This is a genomic window from Microbulbifer sp. NBRC 101763 (assembly GCF_040371615.1).
GTDB classification, from domain to species: domain Bacteria; phylum Pseudomonadota; class Gammaproteobacteria; order Pseudomonadales; family Cellvibrionaceae; genus Microbulbifer; species Microbulbifer variabilis.
The window spans coordinates 472,866-489,418 of record NZ_BAABQV010000005.1 but is presented as its reverse complement, the minus strand read 5'-3'; the positions used below and the strand labels follow the sequence as shown (position 1 = coordinate 489,418).

The 16,553-nt window shown below is 46.0% G+C and carries 28 protein-coding genes; 25 read left to right on the top strand and 3 right to left on the bottom strand.

The genetic code is table 11. The annotated features are described in order from the left end of the window. Nucleotides 1–83: 83 nt before the first annotated feature. The 3 genes from ABWV76_RS15075 to ABWV76_RS15065 all read right to left on the bottom strand — a co-directional run bounded on the left by ABWV76_RS15075 (nt 84) and on the right by ABWV76_RS15065 (nt 2,153). Nucleotides 84–1,190, bottom strand: coding sequence for a hypothetical protein (locus ABWV76_RS15075; RefSeq protein WP_353376452.1), 1,107 nt, complete (start codon nt 1,188–1,190; stop codon nt 84–86). Further along, a complete protein-coding gene (locus ABWV76_RS15070) occupies nt 1,187–1,342 on the bottom strand; it encodes a hypothetical protein (protein ID WP_020411261.1) in 156 nt (51 codons plus the stop codon). The genes ABWV76_RS15075 and ABWV76_RS15070 overlap by 4 nt, the downstream gene beginning before the upstream one ends. Before the next feature lie 466 nt (nt 1,343–1,808). Next, nucleotides 1,809–2,153 carry a site-specific integrase gene (locus tag ABWV76_RS15065; protein ID WP_353376451.1) on the bottom strand — a complete coding sequence of 115 codons (345 nt, stop codon included), beginning with the start codon at nt 2,151–2,153 and terminating at the stop codon, nt 1,809–1,811. A 329-nt stretch (nt 2,154–2,482) separates the two neighbouring features. Between ABWV76_RS15065 and ABWV76_RS15060 the strand changes: the two genes are divergently transcribed. The 25 genes from ABWV76_RS15060 (at nt 2,483) to ABWV76_RS14940 (ending at nt 16,455) form a co-directional block, all read left to right on the top strand. Continuing rightward, on the top strand, nt 2,483–2,935 hold the full coding sequence (locus ABWV76_RS15060; RefSeq protein ID WP_353376450.1) for a hypothetical protein: 453 nt from the start codon (nt 2,483–2,485) through the stop codon (nt 2,933–2,935). 38 nt (nt 2,936–2,973) lie between these two features. After that, nucleotides 2,974–3,189, top strand: coding sequence for a hypothetical protein (locus ABWV76_RS15055; protein WP_353376449.1), 216 nt, complete (start codon nt 2,974–2,976; stop codon nt 3,187–3,189). Nucleotides 3,190–3,205: 16 nt separating this feature from the next. Then, complete coding sequence (locus tag ABWV76_RS15050) at nt 3,206–3,430, top strand: hypothetical protein (protein WP_353376447.1); 225 nt, start codon at nt 3,206–3,208, stop codon at nt 3,428–3,430. Next, entirely contained in the window at nt 3,430–3,888 is a 459-nt protein-coding gene (gene ssb, locus ABWV76_RS15045) for a single-stranded DNA-binding protein (protein WP_353376446.1), read from the top strand. Before ABWV76_RS15050 ends, ssb begins: the two co-directional genes overlap by 1 nt. Nucleotides 3,889–4,139: 251 nt before the next feature. Beyond that, nucleotides 4,140–4,478, top strand: a complete 339-nt coding sequence (locus tag ABWV76_RS15040) for a hypothetical protein (RefSeq protein ID WP_353376445.1) — start codon at nt 4,140–4,142, stop codon at nt 4,476–4,478. Between the two features lie 188 nt (nt 4,479–4,666). After that, nucleotides 4,667–5,002: a hypothetical protein gene (locus ABWV76_RS15035; protein ID WP_353376444.1), complete on the top strand. Its 336-nt coding sequence runs from the start codon at nt 4,667–4,669 to the stop codon at nt 5,000–5,002. Between the two features lie 147 nt (nt 5,003–5,149). Beyond that, nucleotides 5,150–5,599, top strand: coding sequence for a hypothetical protein (locus ABWV76_RS15030; RefSeq protein WP_353376443.1), 450 nt, complete (start codon nt 5,150–5,152; stop codon nt 5,597–5,599). A 335-nt stretch (nt 5,600–5,934) separates the two neighbouring features. Next, nucleotides 5,935–6,207, top strand: a complete 273-nt coding sequence (locus ABWV76_RS15025) for a hypothetical protein (protein WP_353376442.1) — start codon at nt 5,935–5,937, stop codon at nt 6,205–6,207. A 4-nt stretch (nt 6,208–6,211) separates the two neighbouring features. Then, nucleotides 6,212–6,604 carry a hypothetical protein gene (locus ABWV76_RS15020; RefSeq protein WP_353376440.1) on the top strand — a complete coding sequence of 131 codons (393 nt, stop codon included), beginning with the start codon at nt 6,212–6,214 and terminating at the stop codon, nt 6,602–6,604. A 116-nt stretch (nt 6,605–6,720) separates the two neighbouring features. Continuing rightward, entirely contained in the window at nt 6,721–6,885 is a 165-nt protein-coding gene (locus ABWV76_RS15015) for a hypothetical protein (protein WP_353376439.1), read from the top strand. Beyond that, the gene (locus ABWV76_RS15010; protein WP_353376497.1) at nt 6,815–7,282 is read left to right on the top strand and encodes a phage tail protein; all 468 of its coding nucleotides are present in this window, start codon (nt 6,815–6,817) and stop codon (nt 7,280–7,282) included. Before ABWV76_RS15015 ends, ABWV76_RS15010 begins: the two co-directional genes overlap by 71 nt. Before the next feature lie 590 nt (nt 7,283–7,872). Further along, nucleotides 7,873–8,037 carry a hypothetical protein gene (locus ABWV76_RS15005; RefSeq protein WP_353376438.1) on the top strand — a complete coding sequence of 55 codons (165 nt, stop codon included), beginning with the start codon at nt 7,873–7,875 and terminating at the stop codon, nt 8,035–8,037. Further along, nucleotides 8,034–8,255, top strand: a complete 222-nt coding sequence (locus ABWV76_RS15000) for a hypothetical protein (RefSeq protein WP_020411250.1) — start codon at nt 8,034–8,036, stop codon at nt 8,253–8,255. The genes ABWV76_RS15005 and ABWV76_RS15000 overlap by 4 nt, the downstream gene beginning before the upstream one ends. Nucleotides 8,256–8,308: 53 nt before the next feature. Continuing rightward, nucleotides 8,309–8,563: a hypothetical protein gene (locus tag ABWV76_RS14995; protein ID WP_353376437.1), complete on the top strand. Its 255-nt coding sequence runs from the start codon at nt 8,309–8,311 to the stop codon at nt 8,561–8,563. Beyond that, on the top strand, nt 8,490–9,002 hold the full coding sequence (locus ABWV76_RS14990) for a hypothetical protein (RefSeq protein ID WP_353376435.1): 513 nt from the start codon (nt 8,490–8,492) through the stop codon (nt 9,000–9,002). Before ABWV76_RS14995 ends, ABWV76_RS14990 begins: the two co-directional genes overlap by 74 nt. Before the next feature lie 15 nt (nt 9,003–9,017). Continuing rightward, nucleotides 9,018–9,401, top strand: coding sequence for a hypothetical protein (locus ABWV76_RS14985; RefSeq protein ID WP_353376434.1), 384 nt, complete (start codon nt 9,018–9,020; stop codon nt 9,399–9,401). 317 nt (nt 9,402–9,718) lie between these two features. Beyond that, nucleotides 9,719–9,958: a DUF4262 domain-containing protein gene (locus ABWV76_RS14980; protein WP_353376433.1), complete on the top strand. Its 240-nt coding sequence runs from the start codon at nt 9,719–9,721 to the stop codon at nt 9,956–9,958. A 25-nt stretch (nt 9,959–9,983) separates the two neighbouring features. Continuing rightward, on the top strand, nt 9,984–10,157 hold the full coding sequence (locus ABWV76_RS14975; protein WP_353376432.1) for a DUF4262 domain-containing protein: 174 nt from the start codon (nt 9,984–9,986) through the stop codon (nt 10,155–10,157). 678 nt (nt 10,158–10,835) lie between these two features. After that, nucleotides 10,836–11,507: a DUF6368 family protein gene (locus tag ABWV76_RS14970; RefSeq protein WP_353376431.1), complete on the top strand. Its 672-nt coding sequence runs from the start codon at nt 10,836–10,838 to the stop codon at nt 11,505–11,507. Between the two features lie 88 nt (nt 11,508–11,595). Next, on the top strand, nt 11,596–11,883 hold the full coding sequence (locus tag ABWV76_RS14965; RefSeq protein ID WP_353376430.1) for a hypothetical protein: 288 nt from the start codon (nt 11,596–11,598) through the stop codon (nt 11,881–11,883). Between the two features lie 85 nt (nt 11,884–11,968). Then, on the top strand, nt 11,969–12,412 hold the full coding sequence (locus ABWV76_RS14960) for a ribonuclease E inhibitor RraB (RefSeq protein ID WP_353376429.1): 444 nt from the start codon (nt 11,969–11,971) through the stop codon (nt 12,410–12,412). A gap of 281 nt (nt 12,413–12,693) precedes the next feature. Next, complete coding sequence (locus ABWV76_RS14955) at nt 12,694–12,843, top strand: hypothetical protein (RefSeq protein WP_353376428.1); 150 nt, start codon at nt 12,694–12,696, stop codon at nt 12,841–12,843. Between the two features lie 659 nt (nt 12,844–13,502). After that, nucleotides 13,503–14,480: a hypothetical protein gene (locus ABWV76_RS14950; RefSeq protein ID WP_353376427.1), complete on the top strand. Its 978-nt coding sequence runs from the start codon at nt 13,503–13,505 to the stop codon at nt 14,478–14,480. A gap of 260 nt (nt 14,481–14,740) precedes the next feature. After that, nucleotides 14,741–14,863: a hypothetical protein gene (locus ABWV76_RS14945; protein ID WP_020411235.1), complete on the top strand. Its 123-nt coding sequence runs from the start codon at nt 14,741–14,743 to the stop codon at nt 14,861–14,863. A gap of 629 nt (nt 14,864–15,492) precedes the next feature. Then, nucleotides 15,493–16,455 carry a hypothetical protein gene (locus ABWV76_RS14940; RefSeq protein ID WP_353376426.1) on the top strand — a complete coding sequence of 321 codons (963 nt, stop codon included), beginning with the start codon at nt 15,493–15,495 and terminating at the stop codon, nt 16,453–16,455. Nucleotides 16,456–16,553 lie beyond the last annotated feature (98 nt).

Below are 16,553 nucleotides of genomic sequence, written 5' to 3'. Positions count from 1 at the left end.
TTAGCAAGTAACGCCTAAATCAGGTGAGGTTTATGGCTCACCTGATTTAAAGGTATAACTAATAATCTTTAATTGTTGACTTCTTAGAGGGGCAAGCTTTTCCAGCCTGATGATGCGCAAACATATAGCAACGAATCATATTTGTGCATTGTCATGCGGCCTACATCTGATGAGCTATTACAATCAGAGTCAGGAGGAGTTCCTTCTGAAGTATCTAATTGTATATACCCCGGTGAATCATCATTTTTAATAGGATTTTGAACCGAAAAATTTCCTGTAGACGTAATTCTTACGATTTCATTGAAATCACCATCAATACTTAGGTCGGCATCTACTGATTCGGCTGAAGCTTCCCATGTTCCCATCGTGAGATCTTTCTCAGGCTTCCATGCAATATAACCTTTAGTGGAATCATCTCTTTCGATATAAAGTGCAGGCTCATCTTTATTTTCTTCTGCCTTTTCTTGTTCTTTTTCATCATCAATAATGATATTAAAGCGTCCTTTATAATGATTTTCATAATCCACAAGGAGATTTTTAGAACCTATACCTACTCGCCCTTGCTGATTTATACTCAGCCTTGTCTTGCCTCCTGTAAAAAAACCAATCCAACCGGCATGCTGGCTATCCATATCTCCGTAAAAGTGAGCGCCGGCCCCATTACTATCATCGCTAACGCTGTCAGAATGCGCTTTCAATGCAAGTTCTTCTCGATAAGGGATGTAATAACATTTCTCCCTATCCTCCTCCTTATCAGACTCACAATTGTCCTCGTTCTTTTTTCTCTCTATTATAGATATGCCAGAGTCATAGCCTGAATAATGAAATATGGTTGAATGACTGTTGTCGCCAATAAGTTTCATTCTGGTCTTTGTGGTTTCATCCGCATAGTTATTATTGGCAGAGGGGTTAACATTTGAAGTGTCAATCGATAGCCACTCAATATAAGTTTCAGTGGAATCTATCCAATTGCCAATTTGCAATGTGTCATTATTCAGAACTGCTATATCACCTTCTTCAGAGCTGGCACCAGAAATAAGAATTGCTGGATTAGTTGTTCCTGAATCTTTAATGTGTAATGTAGCTTGAGGGCTTGTAACCCCAATGCCAACATCTTCATGAAAACTTTCCGCAACGGCCACACCTGAAGTGAAAAGGCCAATTAAAAATGTAACGTGTACTTTATTCATTCAACATCCCTTATACCTTTTTTATAAGCAGCGGATCTAATTTTACCTGACAGCTTGTGTCCCAGCATAATTTCAGCGATATGGGGCTCGGTCAGTTCGGAAAAGTTTGTCCATGCCGCCTTACGCAAGCCATACATCGACCAGTATTTCATTCAATAACCTCTGTGCCGGCGTAGCCACTTAGCGGAATTGTAAACTATGAATAGCGGTAGAACATGTTACTGCTCCAGAATTAGCTTGGGAACGATACAAGCGCAGGACCGATTCAACAAAACGTTTGGTTGCGGATTACCATGTCTGGGTGTTGAAAGTGTACAGGAAAGTGGCATAGGCAGGCGTTTACATTGCTTGCCTATATCCTTCGTTGAGATCAAGAACCCGTGATTGCAGTCTAGTTGCTGTGTAAGTGTACAGCTTTCAAGTGTGTCAAAAACTGACAAGCTGAGTAATCATGGGGTTTATTGTGATGTTGAACCACCTTGATATTTACACACAAAGGTCTGTAAATGTATGATAGTTGTAGAGATTTAAGTTTGATTGTGGCTCCTGAGGTCGCGGATTCGATCCCCGTCGGCCACTCCAGATTCTTCCTTGTTTTTCAAGGACTAAAAACCTCGCCTAGTGCGGGTTTTTTTCGTTTTGGGCCTTGCGGTGCCAATCTTTGGTGCCAATTCTGGTTTTATCGAGTGTATTTACGTGGTCTGGAGTGCGATTGTAGCGCTCAGCCATGGACCTTATTTTATGTCCAGAGAAGCGTTGAGTGTCACCCTCAAAATCGGAGATTGCCTTAATTTTGAGGTCATGAAACCGAAAGCGCTCCTTGATTGCCTCACTCTCCAGAGCTGCACGCTGTTCCCTTTGCCATACCGCATTGAAGCCAGTGCGTGTATATCCGCGACCGGTATGGCCTCTTAGTATGTGGGAAGTCTGCACCTTGGTTTGAGTATTGGTAGACAGGGCCATTTCAACGGCCTCTTTTAGCCGGTGTGACGATAACTTTATCTGTTGCTTTTCCGTCTTGGCTTGAACAATTAATGCCTCCTCTTCACGAATATGCTTCGTCGAGAGCGCGAGAGCGCGAGAACGTCTTCATGGTGCCGCTGCGCACGTGTTAATGCGATCACTGCATGTTTACAACTGGTTCCACCTCCAAAAAAACCAGCCGCAGCCATTTACTGCCATTTGCCCGCACCAGCGAGGCCTCACACAAGATCGGTTTATTCATATCGGCGGTAACAACTTAGCCCCAGGGCGTCCACGTCCCTGGCTGTGGACCTATTGAGGGGCTGCAAGTGGGGGAGCGTATCAGCCCTGAATTGATAGAAGCCCTGGAAGACAAGCTTTACCTCTGGGGCTCGGTGGCCCTGGATCTGGGCGGGGTGAGTGGCAGCAGCGTGTTGTGTTCCATCGAGGTTCACGCCGCGCGCAGTGGTTCACGGCTCAGACAAAAACAGCGCACTGCATTAGCCAACGCCAGCCGGGGCAACCCCAGCAACGGCCTGGGTATTAGCGACGAAATTGCGGCGCCGGTAGAGTGGGCCATGGCAGCGATCAAACGCGAAAGCCCGGAGCTGTACGAGGTGCTGAAAGTGGAGGCCCGTTCGCTGCTGCTGCACGAAGGTCTGGACGAACAAAGGGCAAGCGCTCGCTATCTGTTTATCAGCCTGCACACTTATCAATCCCGCCTGCACAAGGGGCGGTTATTTCTCGCTGGCCTGTTGTTTGGGCCGGCTATCGCAACGTAAAACATCGACGGAATGATTGACGGAATGGGGGGGAGTCAGTGAGCCGTAAAACCCCTGAGCACGGGGAGTTCTTTTGCGGTGGCTGCAGTAAGTGGAAAGCCCAGGATCTTTTCCCTATTCGCCTAAGCCCCTGCGGCCGTGCCAGCCGCTGCAAGCGCTATAAGGCCGACTACCGCAGAGACTACCGTGCCCGCCAGGCCAGCCGATCGAATATCGCAGCACTGCTACAGCGTAGGACACACCAATTTTTTTAAGTCAGGGAGAGCAACAATGAACAGATTCGCCATATTTAGCGATACTTACAATCTAATGATGGACGGGGCTAAAGATTTTATAGAGTCCCACCCCACTAAAGAGGCAGCGCAGGCAAGGGTAAAAGAAGTTGCCAGCAGTGAGCCGTTTATCTACTGGCTGCAGGTCTTTGATAAAGCCACCGACACCTTGACCACTTATCGCGTGGTTAACGGTGAGGCAAGGGAAGATAGGGGCGAGTAATGGCCAGGGGAATCAATAAAGTTATTTTGATTGGCAATCTGGGTAACGATCCGGAAACCAATTACATGCCCAGCGGTGGGGCGGTAACCAATATCAGCCTGGCCGCCAGTGAGAGCTGGAAGGATAAGCAAACCGGCCAGCCCCAGGAGCGCACCGAGTGGCACCGGGTGGTGTTTTTTAACCGCCTGGCAGAGATTGCCGGCGAGTATTTGCGCAAGGGTTCAAAAGTTTATGTTGAAGGCTCGCTGCGCACGCGCAAGTGGCAGGACAAGCAAACGGGCCAGGATCGCTTCACCACCGAGATCGTTGCCAGTGAAATGCAGATGTTAGACGGCAGGGGAGAGCAGGGTGGCTATCTCCAAGGTGCAGCAGGCTTGCCCGCCCAGCAACAGGCCCCCAATCAGCCAGCTGTACCGGCTGGGGGTGAAAATTCCTTTGATGACGATATTCCTTTCTAGCCTGGGGGTGTGACATGACAGTAACCCAGTGCCCCCAACCCGAAGCCCTGCGCCAGGCGCAGGCGAATATCGATAGCAAGGTGGCCAGAATTTCTGGCCGGCGGCGGAGAGATTGAACAGATACCGCGCGGCCAGTCCGGTCTGTGCCTGCGTGTAGTCCCTAATACCTCCGGCAGTACCCGCCGTAGTTGGGTGAAGGTGCAGAACAAACAGCAGATTAAAGTGAAAAGCGAGAAGAAGAGGGCAGGAAAATGAGCGGCTATTCCGAAGGTGGTCCGGTTTATGAGTTGAATGACCCAAATTATCAGCGCCTGTATAGCGTTTTAGAGCGGTCATACGATCAGGCCGCGCGGGGTAAGGGCGTGGAGCGGCATGCGAATGGGCAGCGCTTCGAAGATCAACCCATGCAAACGATTAGCGGGCTATTGGATACCGATGGAGGCATGGCTTTTCAGGCGATCAAAAAGATTCAGGAAAGTCGTCGTTTGCCAAATTTAGAGCGCAGCGTGGCTGAATTGCTTGGGGCGATCAATTACATCGCGGGCATGATCATTTATGAGGAGAGTCATAGCTTCAACGAAACAGAATAATAAATTTAGGAAAATGGTACATAAATGAAGGGCATTACAGTCGCTTAAAATCCAATCCAGCTAAAGGTAATTTGTCTCAAATTATTTATTTATATTAGATTTTTTTTCCAAAATAGTTTGACGATATAGTTTTGTTGGATTATAAATTGCGCGCTTCTTATATCTTATAAAGTTTTAAGGGTTATTAAATGTTTAAGTATCTTACCGTTGCTGCAATCGCTCTTTTTTCTCAGGTTACATTTGCGGACAATACTATAGCCAAAGTAGATTCTTTCTTGCTGGTTGATAGCACGAAACTTGTCTATGTCTATCCAGAGGGCGGGGTCAAAAATCCACCTGCATGTCATGGTTCAAATGGAGATTACATTTCATTCAGTATGGATAGACCAATGGCCAAGGAATATCTGAGCGCAATTATGTATGCGCACGCCACAGGAAAGACAGTAAATTTTCGCACTCACGGCGCCTGCGTAGATCAGTCAATTTCTGATACGCTTAATTATTTAAGCGTGCTAAAAGACTAAGAGTATAGATATTCCCTAAGGGGAATTGGGTCTGCTTCTTTTTACATGAAATGGAAAAGACTTAGATGCAATATCCCATAAATATGAATATTGAAATATGTACGAAAAGTTCGCGCTTGGACTTTTCGTCAATCAATGGAAAGTATTATGTACTCTAAGTATCTTTTTGCGGCAATAGTCGCAATCTTATGCTTTAGCGCTAAAGCTTCAGCAGAGGAAGTTGTCTTAATACCGTATGAGGATATTAAAATTCCAGTGATAATTGCTTCGCCGGATGGTGAGCCTACAGGCCCTACAGATCGTGTGGAGGTAAACTGTCAGCAAGCATTTCCAACCAAGACAGTTTATGACGTTACCTTTTGTAGTTATGAAAACCTCTCATTAGTCATGTATGCTGATGGGAGAAGGGTGACAGGTGAAGGCTATTTTAGAGTCTATTATACAGGTGAAAATGTAATTTGCGATGATGTAATGGCTGATAGGTGGGGAACTTTTAGCTGGTTTGATACTGATTTGCAGCTCTATAAAGAAGCGGCAGCAAAAATACCTTATGCAAGCTTTGCAAATAAAGGTTATTTGGAGTCGTGTGAGATATAAAGAATTTAATAACGTTATGGGTGAATGAGTACGTTACTGTTGCTAATTTACTACTTGATGAACAAAGGTATTGTTAGTGCACACTTATGGCTAATTACTATATAAGCATAAGCGTTGAATACGGTTTATAAATTAGCTTTGCTCCCAAGTCTAACCCATTACTATTTTGGGGTGACACGTTTTAGGCGCTTTTGCGTTTGGGAGGTATAAATAGGGCACGTTGCGATTGTTGCCTCTACCGGGAACGAGCTGTACGAGCAATGCGAATATCATCCTCTTAACCGGTCCACCCCAGGCCGGTTTTTTTTCGCCTGTTAGAAGGAGATCGCCGTGGAATGAAAGAGCAGGTAGCCGGAAGTGCAGGCGTAACCGGTGCCGGAATTGGTCTAACGCAAACCCCTGTTGATTGGTTACAGGTGGTTGGCATTCTGATCGCCGGCCTGGGCCTGATTTGGAATATCTATGCGGTGATTACCCGCAACCAGCACAACCGATATATGCGCGAGAAGCGCGACAAATCAGACGGCAATACCCCCCCTAACTTTTTTCGCCACCCGGTGCTCCCTCCCCCATACCGCCGGCACCGGGTGGCCCCTTATTTGGAATAACGGCATGAAATGGAAAGCTCTGGTAAAAACCATTGCCCCCACCATTGGCATGGCTTTGGGTGGCCCCGCTGCTGGGGTTGCCGTCAAATTTATGGCTGAGAAACTTCTGGGAGATGGACTGGCCGGCGAGCAAGAAATTGCCGATTTTGTGCTGGGCAGTAGCCCGGAGCAGCTGGCGGAGTTTCGCGCGCTCGACAATAAATTTCGTCTGCAGATGAGTCAACTAGATATAGACGTTTTTGAGCTGGAGGTGCGCGACAGAGATAGCGCTCGCGGCCTGGCTTCAAAAACTAGCCTTTTGCCCCAAGTGGCGCTGTCAGTCTTATTTATCGGTGGTTATTTCGCCCTGTTGTTTTTTCTATTTGGGGGCGAGGTAGCACTGGATGGGACACATTGAGATATCGCCGTTTGTCTGCTGGGCGTTATGAAGGGGGAGATTCCCCGCATTATGTCTTTTTGGTTTGGTAGCAGCTAAGGCAGCAAAGACAAGGATAAAGCGTTGCGCGTTCCAACATGATCACAATCAAAGATGATTTAGCCAAGCTTGAGAAGAAGCTGGGCAAGATGGAACGCCGCATGATACCCAAGGCTGCAAGCCAAGCAATCAATAGGGCGGTGCGCTCAGGCCGCTATCAAAGAGGTCTCAACCGAGACCAACATCAAACAGAAAGAGATTAGGCAGGCCTACCAGTTACACCTGGCTAAGCGTGACCGACTGCGCGTAGCTATTGATGCAAAGAAAGCGGGAGCAAGAAGCCTTATCAACTTTGTACGCCCCAACCAGCGTAAGGCGGGCCACTTCAATGCACTCAATAAGCGTGGCGCACACAAAGCGCCAGGCGTGAAGGCCAAGGCCTGGGGCAAGAGTAAGATCTATAAGCACACATTGATCGGCAGCGCACCACAAAGCCAGCTACTGGTCTGCGCACGCAAAGGCAAGGGCCGTACACCAGTGAAGGGCATCACTGGGCCAAGCTCTCGCGGTGCATTCATTAGCCAGCGCCTGCAGCAGATTGTGGAATACCAGGCCAGCGGCAGAGTCCGCGTCGAACTCACCCGATCAATCAACAATTAGCTGCGCAAACTCAAGTGAACACCTCGCACCACACACCCGCGCGGGTCCTTCCTGGGCCCTGAGCCGTACGGGTCCGCAGCTGCGCGAGGTTTCGCTATTTATGAGGCATTTTAGGCGGGGGTTGGTGGTTGGTCATTGAGGTACTAGGGCATGGCTGAAACCAAACAAAAACCCAAAAAAACAACAGACTCAAACGGCTGCCTCTGCTGCAGGAAAAAAAGCCGGCAATGACCAACTCACCCCCGTTCCTGATTACTGGCTAAACAAGCGGCAGGTGTGTGATTCGCTAGGTATCACCGCAACTGCTTTTGACAAGTGGAAGGTGGAGTCCACTTCCCTCTAGGGAAACAAAAATTACTACACCCTGCGCGGCGTTCTGGATAACCGGGAAGAGGCACTAGTTAAGAAAATGTAGCTTGAGCGCCCAGCCTAACCCGTTGGCGATCTGGATCCGATGCGGGAATAGGCGCGGTTAAACAGGGCCAAGGCGGAAGCCCAAGAGCTAATTTTCCGGCGGATACCAGAATTTCTATATCAGCGGTTACCTAAAAGTTGGTGGTGGCGCGGCTCGCCTTATCAATCATGTATCGATGTATCACGCAGAGAAAATACCCTTTGATCCCAGTAAGCTTTACCGGATAGAGGCTCGGGTTTATGTGTATGCCGCAGGTGATGCGGATCGCACCATATATGTGGGTTTGGCTGGTTACGATAATACTGGTAAACGCTGCAATGTGCCGGTGCAGATACCATGAGTAGCCAGCACTATGTCCTTGCCGCTGGCCTAAACATAGTGGGGCAGAGTTGGCAGCCCCTAGTGGCCTATGTCAAAGGCAATGCTAGTGGTAACGCTGAGTACGGTGGCGCTAGAGGGGCAAACCATATTGGCAATCCGGCCAAGATGCAGGACAAAGTACGGTTTATTGCCCAATTTCTTATTGTAATTCCCCGACTAAAACGAGCGATACCTTAATCGATTATGTAAAAATCGATGTGGTGGAAGTGCAGGACTAGCGCAACCTGCCAATGATTCAAGCTGGTATTGCCAGCCTGCCTACCAGTTCCGCGCTGTCCGGCTCGGATGATGGCAGTACCGCAAAAATCACGATTGCCGCGCACTCGGTGCAGTTTGATTTCGGCATTGTTAATTACAACAGTGGCAGCATTACTGGGTTGTTCTCCAACACTAGGTACTACGTGTACTGCGATGATCCGGGTACTCAGGACGGCGCTGTTACCTATTACAACCCCGAGCAATGGCGGCGGCACTACGGTCCCTAGAGATCCGTGGTGCGTTGCCGCAGGCAGTTGGCTGCGCGAGGGTTTGCTAACGGATAACTGTGAAAGCGGCGACCTGATCGATTGCTGGAATACTGGCGACGACGATACCCACTTAAGCCCCATTATTGGCGCGGTAGATGCAGAGCCAGAAATACCCTGCGTATTGCTCACCACAACAAGCGGTGCCCAGGTAATTTGCAGCCGCGAAACTCCCGTTACTGATCGTACTGGCCAAGTGTACGAGGCTCAAAACTGTCAGGGCGTTGAGCTGGGTGTACTGCATGAAGAAGAACCGCTCACCTGGGAGCGTGTCGAGCGAGTCGAATGTGCCGGCCTGCACACCGTGTACAAAAAATCTGTAGGTGGTAAGAACTACGCTGCCGGCGAAAATCCATTACACCGTATAATCACTCACAACGGCGTACATAAATCTGATTAAGCAAAGGAACCCTCAATGCCCAGCTTTTCCCCGATAACAGTGCCAGGCCTGGAGGCATGGCAGTTCGCCTACACCATCGACGAAAGCCACAGTGCCGGAACTATTGTACGCGCAACGGTAACCCAGACCACGGAGCCTACCAACAACGAAGCTCAGGCTGCTGCGGTACTTAAATGCTCTATTGCCGTAATCGACAACCAAAACACAGTACAAACTGATGGTGCTGGTGATCTAATGTCCAGCGTTTATGTCACCACCAAAACTCTGCAGACCGATGCAGGCCAGCCGGTAAACGTCGCCGATCATGCTGCTGATTTAGTAGCGAGTTGTATTGTTGAGGTGGCAAATCGTCTGGCCGTGCATAGCTCTATTGCGGCGATGGCGATACCGAGTGGATGATACTGGCTGTGGTTTTCAGTAGTGGAGAGGGTGTGCCGCCGGTGCGAAAACTCGAATTATAGAGCCATGGCTGACATCTACAGAAATTTCCTCCTAACTTATTGATTTAATTATGGGTAAAATGTGTTCAAGAGCGGGAGGTCGAACCAGGCGACTTGAGCCACTGGCTCACTATCTCTGGTTGTTATTTAGACAATAGTTTGTAACCTGCTGTAAATAAAGGCTTTTCTGCGGAGCTTGGAGGCTCCCTCCCAGAAATAGTGGCCAAATGGATAGTGAGCCACTGGCTCATTAATAAACTGTTATACGAGAAGAGTATGAACAAAGAAGAAATACAGGGAAATATCAAAGAATATGGATGGCACTTCCTGTTTGTCTTTGATCCAAATGGAGAGTATCAAGACTTTTCATACACCATAGGTTTAGAGGAAAGCTTCGGGCATCCAGAGATTATGATATTTGGCCTCAAGAAAGATTCCGCTCACGCGATTCTTGCTGATATTGTCGAAGACATTAAGTCCGGTGTCAAAATGGAGCCAAACAAAAAAACTAGGTAATGTTATTGGTGGTGATTTTAAAGTTATGTTCAAGCCTATTAGTAGCAACGCGTACAAAGAGTATTTAGGTACGGCTGTTAACTACTACGGCAAGCCTTTTAGAGCACAAGTCATGTTTTGGCCAGGCAAAGCTAATATTCTACCCACCGAAGAAGGGTGTGAGCTAACTATTCAAAATGAAGCGCTTGCAATCGTATAACAAGGCGATGAATTTCGTTCCGCCCCAATGGGGCTCCACCGGACTGTCACTGCTTTGCAGCGCCAGCCGATTATCGCGGCGTTATACGCATATCGAGTTATGGAAGTAAGCGAGTATTATCGAAAAGCTAAAGAGATAGCTGAGAGTCCCGAGCTGCACGACACTGGTGAGGCGAAGGAAGTTCAGCAGGCTCTCGATTACGATCGTTTAGATGATCACCCGTCATGCTGGGTTCCAAATGTTCAAGCGGCTCTATTAGCATGTTTTAGTTCAAGGCCAAAGCTTTCTGCATCTAAAGCAGCTCTAGAGCTCTATATACAAGGCTCTATCATGGAAAGTAACGCAGAGAGGAACACGGTAGTAAAAGTAGGTTTTACGTGCCTAGTTTTGGGTTTCATAATCGGGTGGGTAGTATGGTCGTAACTACGTATAACAAATACCAGCAGGTTGCTATGGGCCTTTGGCCCTTCGCGGGACGGCCGCCTACTCTGCGCTCCAGCCGCCCCTGCTGTAGTCGTTAAGCAAAGAAATAGAAAAGCATGAGAAAGTCATCACCTGAAGCATTATTAGCTATTACTACGATAATATTACTTACCGTCATTCCAATTTTAGTGGGCTGGGTTCTAGTGAAGGTCTATAGGGTATTTCGACCTTTCCCCAAGCAGGAACTCTCTGGGCTTGCAAGTATTGGAGTCCAAGAAAAGGATAGCTTTTTCAAGTTTGTTCTCGTTGGCTGGATTGTATGCGGGCCAATCTATTATTGGGCATACAGTTCCGGTGTTCTTGGCTAGCGCCGAGCTTAACGAGCGCCGGCATAATCGCGCACTGTATGCGCTGGACTCGCAACAAGTTGCTCGCCTGTGCGGCGGGCGTTATGAAAAAAAGACTATGGCCGGACCAACTGTAGGAATACTATTAAAAGAAAAGTTGGGCGATGACGCCAAGAGAGAGATCTTGGCTTTCATTCAATCTGTTTCTAGTGAAATTCGAGGAAACGATTTTTGGGTTTATGGCGGTTCGTTTGGGTATGAGTTTGGCCCAGATTATCCCGAAGAGATCGAGGAATATGCCGGGGTAAGCAATTTATTGGGTTGGCTTCCTAAAGATATAATTGGTCTATATGCGATGTGTAATGGAGATAGAGACCATCAATCTCTCGGAGAGGTGACGCTTGGTATTGCCGAGATTGTAAATGGTAGTATTGCATTCTGTCATGTACTTAGCAGATACACATCTGATCCAGAAATATTGGAACATCCTGGGGTTGTTGAATATGAGCATGAGTCAATAATTAGCCCTGAGCTGTTTGAACAATGGTTAAAACATCCAGATTTTCGTATGGTGAAGTAATGCATAACAAAATGCTGCTAGGGACAAACCTACGCTGAGCTCCGGTTTGCCCCAGAGCATGGCGTCATGTGTCAAAAGCACCAAAAATATGAAACGAATTAAAGATGATGAAGTAAAGACCCAAGTTGTTTCAGATTTTGGCATGACCATGGAGCTTTACATTGAAACTGGTAATGCCTCTATTGATAAGAGAGTCGATTATCCTTTGTTCAAAGTCTATGCCGATGAGGAAACCGAAGAGAAATACGTTGAGATTTCATCCGGGGGCCAACTTTTTCAGCTGCCAATTGAAGCAGTAAAGAAATTTCTATTAACAGCAAAAACGGAAGTTCACTCTGAGGCTTGGTACGATAAAAATGTTTTCAATCAAGAGTGAAGCACATAAAAAGGCGGTGTTGTCGCCTTTGGCTGGGACGCGCTAACGCGCGCACCAAAACTTGGCGTTAGGTAACCTACGAACTATGTCAGTAATTTCTAAATTAATGGAAGCTACAGAAGCGGATACTGATGTTCTTCGCCGCTTAGATTCCAATGGTGATGACTTTAGTAAATTCAGAGAAGTAGATTTCACCTTCAAATGCGACAGCAAAGAAAAAGCAGACGCTGTAGCGGGTTTTCTGGGTGATTTTCAGTACGGGGCAGCGAATGTTATTGATGAAGAGCAGCAATACATGGTGCAAGTACTAATAGATATGCCTGTAACTCAAAACATCCTGCTTTGCGTATCAGGCTTTATGACTCGCATTGGTGAATTAATGGTGTTGAAGTCGAAGGCTGGTGATGCATCGCGCAGAACGGTACCTAACAAACGCTTGCAGCCGAGGCCAAATACTACGTACTTTTTGCGTTACTTGCTGGGCTCAAACAATAACACAAAAACCGCTTCGCATTTGGCCCGACTGTAGCGGACGTTATGCATCAAGCAAGAAGAAATGAAAGACAATAAAATGCCCAAGGTGCAATTCCGAAAAAATAGATGAAGTAGCACCATAGCGAGTGCCTGAATGTGGATGAAGGTGTTAATTTAGTCATACTGTTGCGGTATTGGTATAAATTTATCTTTTTTAGCAGGTTTTTGCTTGATTGGTCTAGGCTAAAAGCGAGATGTACATTTGGGGCCAGGTGCACTCTATTAAGATTTGGCCCTTAAGGTCGAGCTGAAATCGTTTATATTTAGGAAGTACTTATGGTCCATGCAAAAGGTGGTACAGATCATTTACCGAAAAAAGGTGGCGATGGCCCTTTTCCAATTAAAGGTGGTAAATCTGGTCAGTCTATCACTCAGTCAGGGAATAAATCTGAGCAACACAAATTACTTGACTTCACTAAATTTTAAGTTATCAAAGGTCATTCAGGGGATTACGTACTAACTGTATGGGGTAAAAACGACCCTGATATAATACCGTCCCTAGAACCGCATATATACGTAGTAAACCCTGATTACTATGAAATAGAAGTAATAGGAGTTCCTTCAGGTGATGTTCCTTCAAAGAACGTGGAAAAATTCCCTCTTAGCTTAGGCCTTAAAAACTATATGGGTGAAAAAGGCATAGAGGTTATTGGTGCGACCAAGTCTGTTAAGTGGGACTTGCCCGAGGGTTAGAGAGACCTTTGCTATTGAATCGCCTAGCCGTTCATAGTTCTATTGCGGCTATGGCGATTCCGAGTGGGTGATTGGAGCTCCCACTTGAGTCCGAGAAGGCGGGGAGGATGTCAGGCTCTGCAAGTTTATCGATTCAACTAGAAGTACCTCTTATCGTAAAAAGCAACAATTGTTGTTTTTCAAACTTTACTCCTAGTAGTTTAGTTATTTCATCTTATAGCAATTTATCAGCATGCGGTAAAACTTAAGTCTCCAGTTAGTAGCCGTTTTAAGAACAAAGCTTTAAATGCTATACCTCTGTTGCCTTTTGCGTATAAACATAGGATGTTTCGCGTGAGAAGCTGTTACGGAGAGCAGTCAGGGCTTGTCGATAGAAAGCAGAGGATTTACTTATGAAGACATTAACCCCCATCGCCGTAGCTATGTTGGTAGCATTTAGCGGAAATACCTTTGCGGATAATAATACCGCGATATTGTTTCAGGCTGGCTCTAATAATATGGTCGTCACAACCCAGGATCCTTCTACTCACAATAATTTAATTGTACAGGTTCAAGTTGGAGATTCTAACGACTCAGAAGCCTCTCAAGCTTTAGGCGCTAGTCGCAATTTGGCAACACATTTACAAATTGGCGAATTAAATGTTTCGCGATCTATCCAGGATGATAATTCTTCACTTAGTAGCCTTACGATCAACCAAGTAGGTTCGATGAACGATGGTTATGTTGATCAAGAAGGAGGCACTGCAAATATAGCAACACTATATCAAATGGGTACTATGAATGAAGCTGATATCGAACAAGAAGATGGGGCTGTATTAAGTATTGCCGTTGTTAACCAGATAGGTGAAATGAATGACGCTGACATTGATTACGACGATGGTGTTGTCTCAAGTGTTGCCATTATTACTCAGATAGGTGAAATGAATGAAGCTGACATTGAGCAAGATGACACTATTGCAAGTACGGCAATAATAAATCAAACAGGCTCTATGAGTGATGCTGACATCGAACAAGAAAATGGACCTGTTGTCGCAAGTATGGCCATTATTAATCAGCTGGGCACAATGAATGATGCTGGCATTGAACAAGGCGATGGAACCGCCTTTAGTACTGCCATTATTAATCAGCTGGGTGAAATGAATGATGCTGACATCGATCAAGACGATGGAACCGTCTTAAGTATTGCCACTATTAATCAGGCTGGCTCCATGAATATGGCAGATATTACCCAAATGGGCGCTGTTATTTCCCTTGCTTCTACCACCCAGCTAGGTAGCAATAATATGCATACAACAACTCAAACCGGTGTTGGTCAAACCGCTATAGTCCTACAGATTGGTAGCGGTAATATGGGCACGATTACCCAATAGAAGCTTACCTTTGCCCGCCTCAAGTACGACCTCTCAATACAAACTGAGGGGTCGTCATACGCCTGATTCTGCCTATCATCCTATCCGTTGCTGTTGTCCGGCTGCCCCGTAGTTGAGGCCAAAGAGGAGCACGGTTATGATCGCCACGAGTGGCTACCCAAGTGGTTCGACACTGACGGCGACTGCCAGAGCACCCGCCATGAGCTGCTAGTTCAGTTCTCCCAGGCGCCCCGGTTACCTCCACAAATGAAAAGCGCTGCATGGTAGATACAGGCCTCTGGCTAGACCCATACACCGGCAACTTTTACACCCTGGCTTCTGACCTGGATGTTGAACACATCGTCCCACTTTCATGGGCGCATGAGCACGGTGGTGCCAACTAGACCGTTGAGCTAAAGCGTCAGTTTACAGAAGACCCTGAGAATCTATAGTTGCTCGATGATGGTCGCAACCAAAATAAAGGCAACAAGAGCCCCGATGAGTGGATGCCAGCCTATAAGCCCGTTCAGGCCATCTAAGTGCAGAAGTTTATGGTGAGAGCGCCTTTATCTTGAGGGAAGCTGGTGGCAGTATATCGCTTCTAGCTGTAATTATGCTTTTATGAGGCTTCCATCAATATACTTATTTAACCACTATTTTTATGAACTTATTTCCTAGTAAATTAAGAGTTTTATCCTATGGTTCCTAGCCTAGTACTCTGCAAGACTTATCCCGTTGGTTTTGTTTGAGTACGATTTTAGGTGTCAGAATTACTTGGTTAACTCAGAGATAGATTTATCCAACCTTATAAATTGAAGTATGGGTTGGTTTTGCTCTTTCCAGACTCTTTCTATGCGCTGATAGTATCCATAGCAATATATGATTTTACTGTTTGATGAATACAGTATTTAGTTCGCTGGCTACTAAATCAATCATTTCGATACGTAGTATAAAATTGTACGAAAATGACTGCCGTGCTCAACGATGGCGACAAGATGTATATATGTGTGCAACTGTTGTATAAGGATTACTAATGAAGAAGTTAATCTCTCTAGCTACTGCCGTATCTGTTGTAATTAGCCTAGATGCCTTTGCGGGAAACAATACAGCGATATTAATTCAAGTTGGGTCCAATAATTCAGCCAACGCAGATCAAGCAGATCCAACTACTCATAACAATCTCATTACCCAAACACAGATTGGTGTTTCTAATGATTCGGATGTATCTCAAACCATAGGCACCAACAATAGTACAGTAAACCATACACAAGTTGGGGAGTTAAATAGTTCAGAATCTCTCCAACAAGATAACAGCTTTTTTAGCCTTAGTTCGATTAGCCAGCAGGGCCAAGGAAATATAGGGTTTTCTCTTCAAACTGATACTACTTTGGGTTCTATTTTCGTAAACCAACTGGGATCTACGAATTTTTCTACTAATGGCCAATTTGAGTCTCTAGATACAAGATCCTTTACTAATCAGGTCGGTCTTATGAACGCCGCTCAAACTGTACAAACTTTGAGTGTTGGAAGTAGTCATGTAATAAATCAATTTGGCTCCATGAATATTTCCGTCTCTCAACAACTTGAAGCTAGTGCAGGCAGTACTTTTAGCAATCAAATAGGGTCAGATAATTTTAGTTCGATTTTTCAAGGGGGGGGAGTTGGGGCTAGTGCCTTGAGTAGTCAAATAGGTTTAGGAAATGATGTCATTATTGGTCAGTCGCTAACCTCTTTAAGTAGCGCCGTGGCCAATCAGATAGGCGTAATGAATGGTGCAGAAGTACTACAGCAGAACACCACTGCCAGTACGGCTGTTATCAATCAGACTGGTTTTGTGAATTTTGCAGAAATTTCTCAAATGGGAGCTACCTTGAGTACAGCGATAACATCTCAAATAGGTAGTAATAATAGTTATTTAACTACACAGACAGGAGTAGGGCAAACAGCTATTGTCGTTCAAATTGGCAGTTTAAATATGGGCTCTACGATGCAGTAGTAAGTGGCAGTAAATATTGAAAAGTATTTTAAGCAGCCTCTTGTATCGGCCACAATTATCGCTGAATAAATTATGCGCACTCCTGTAGGTGACTGATG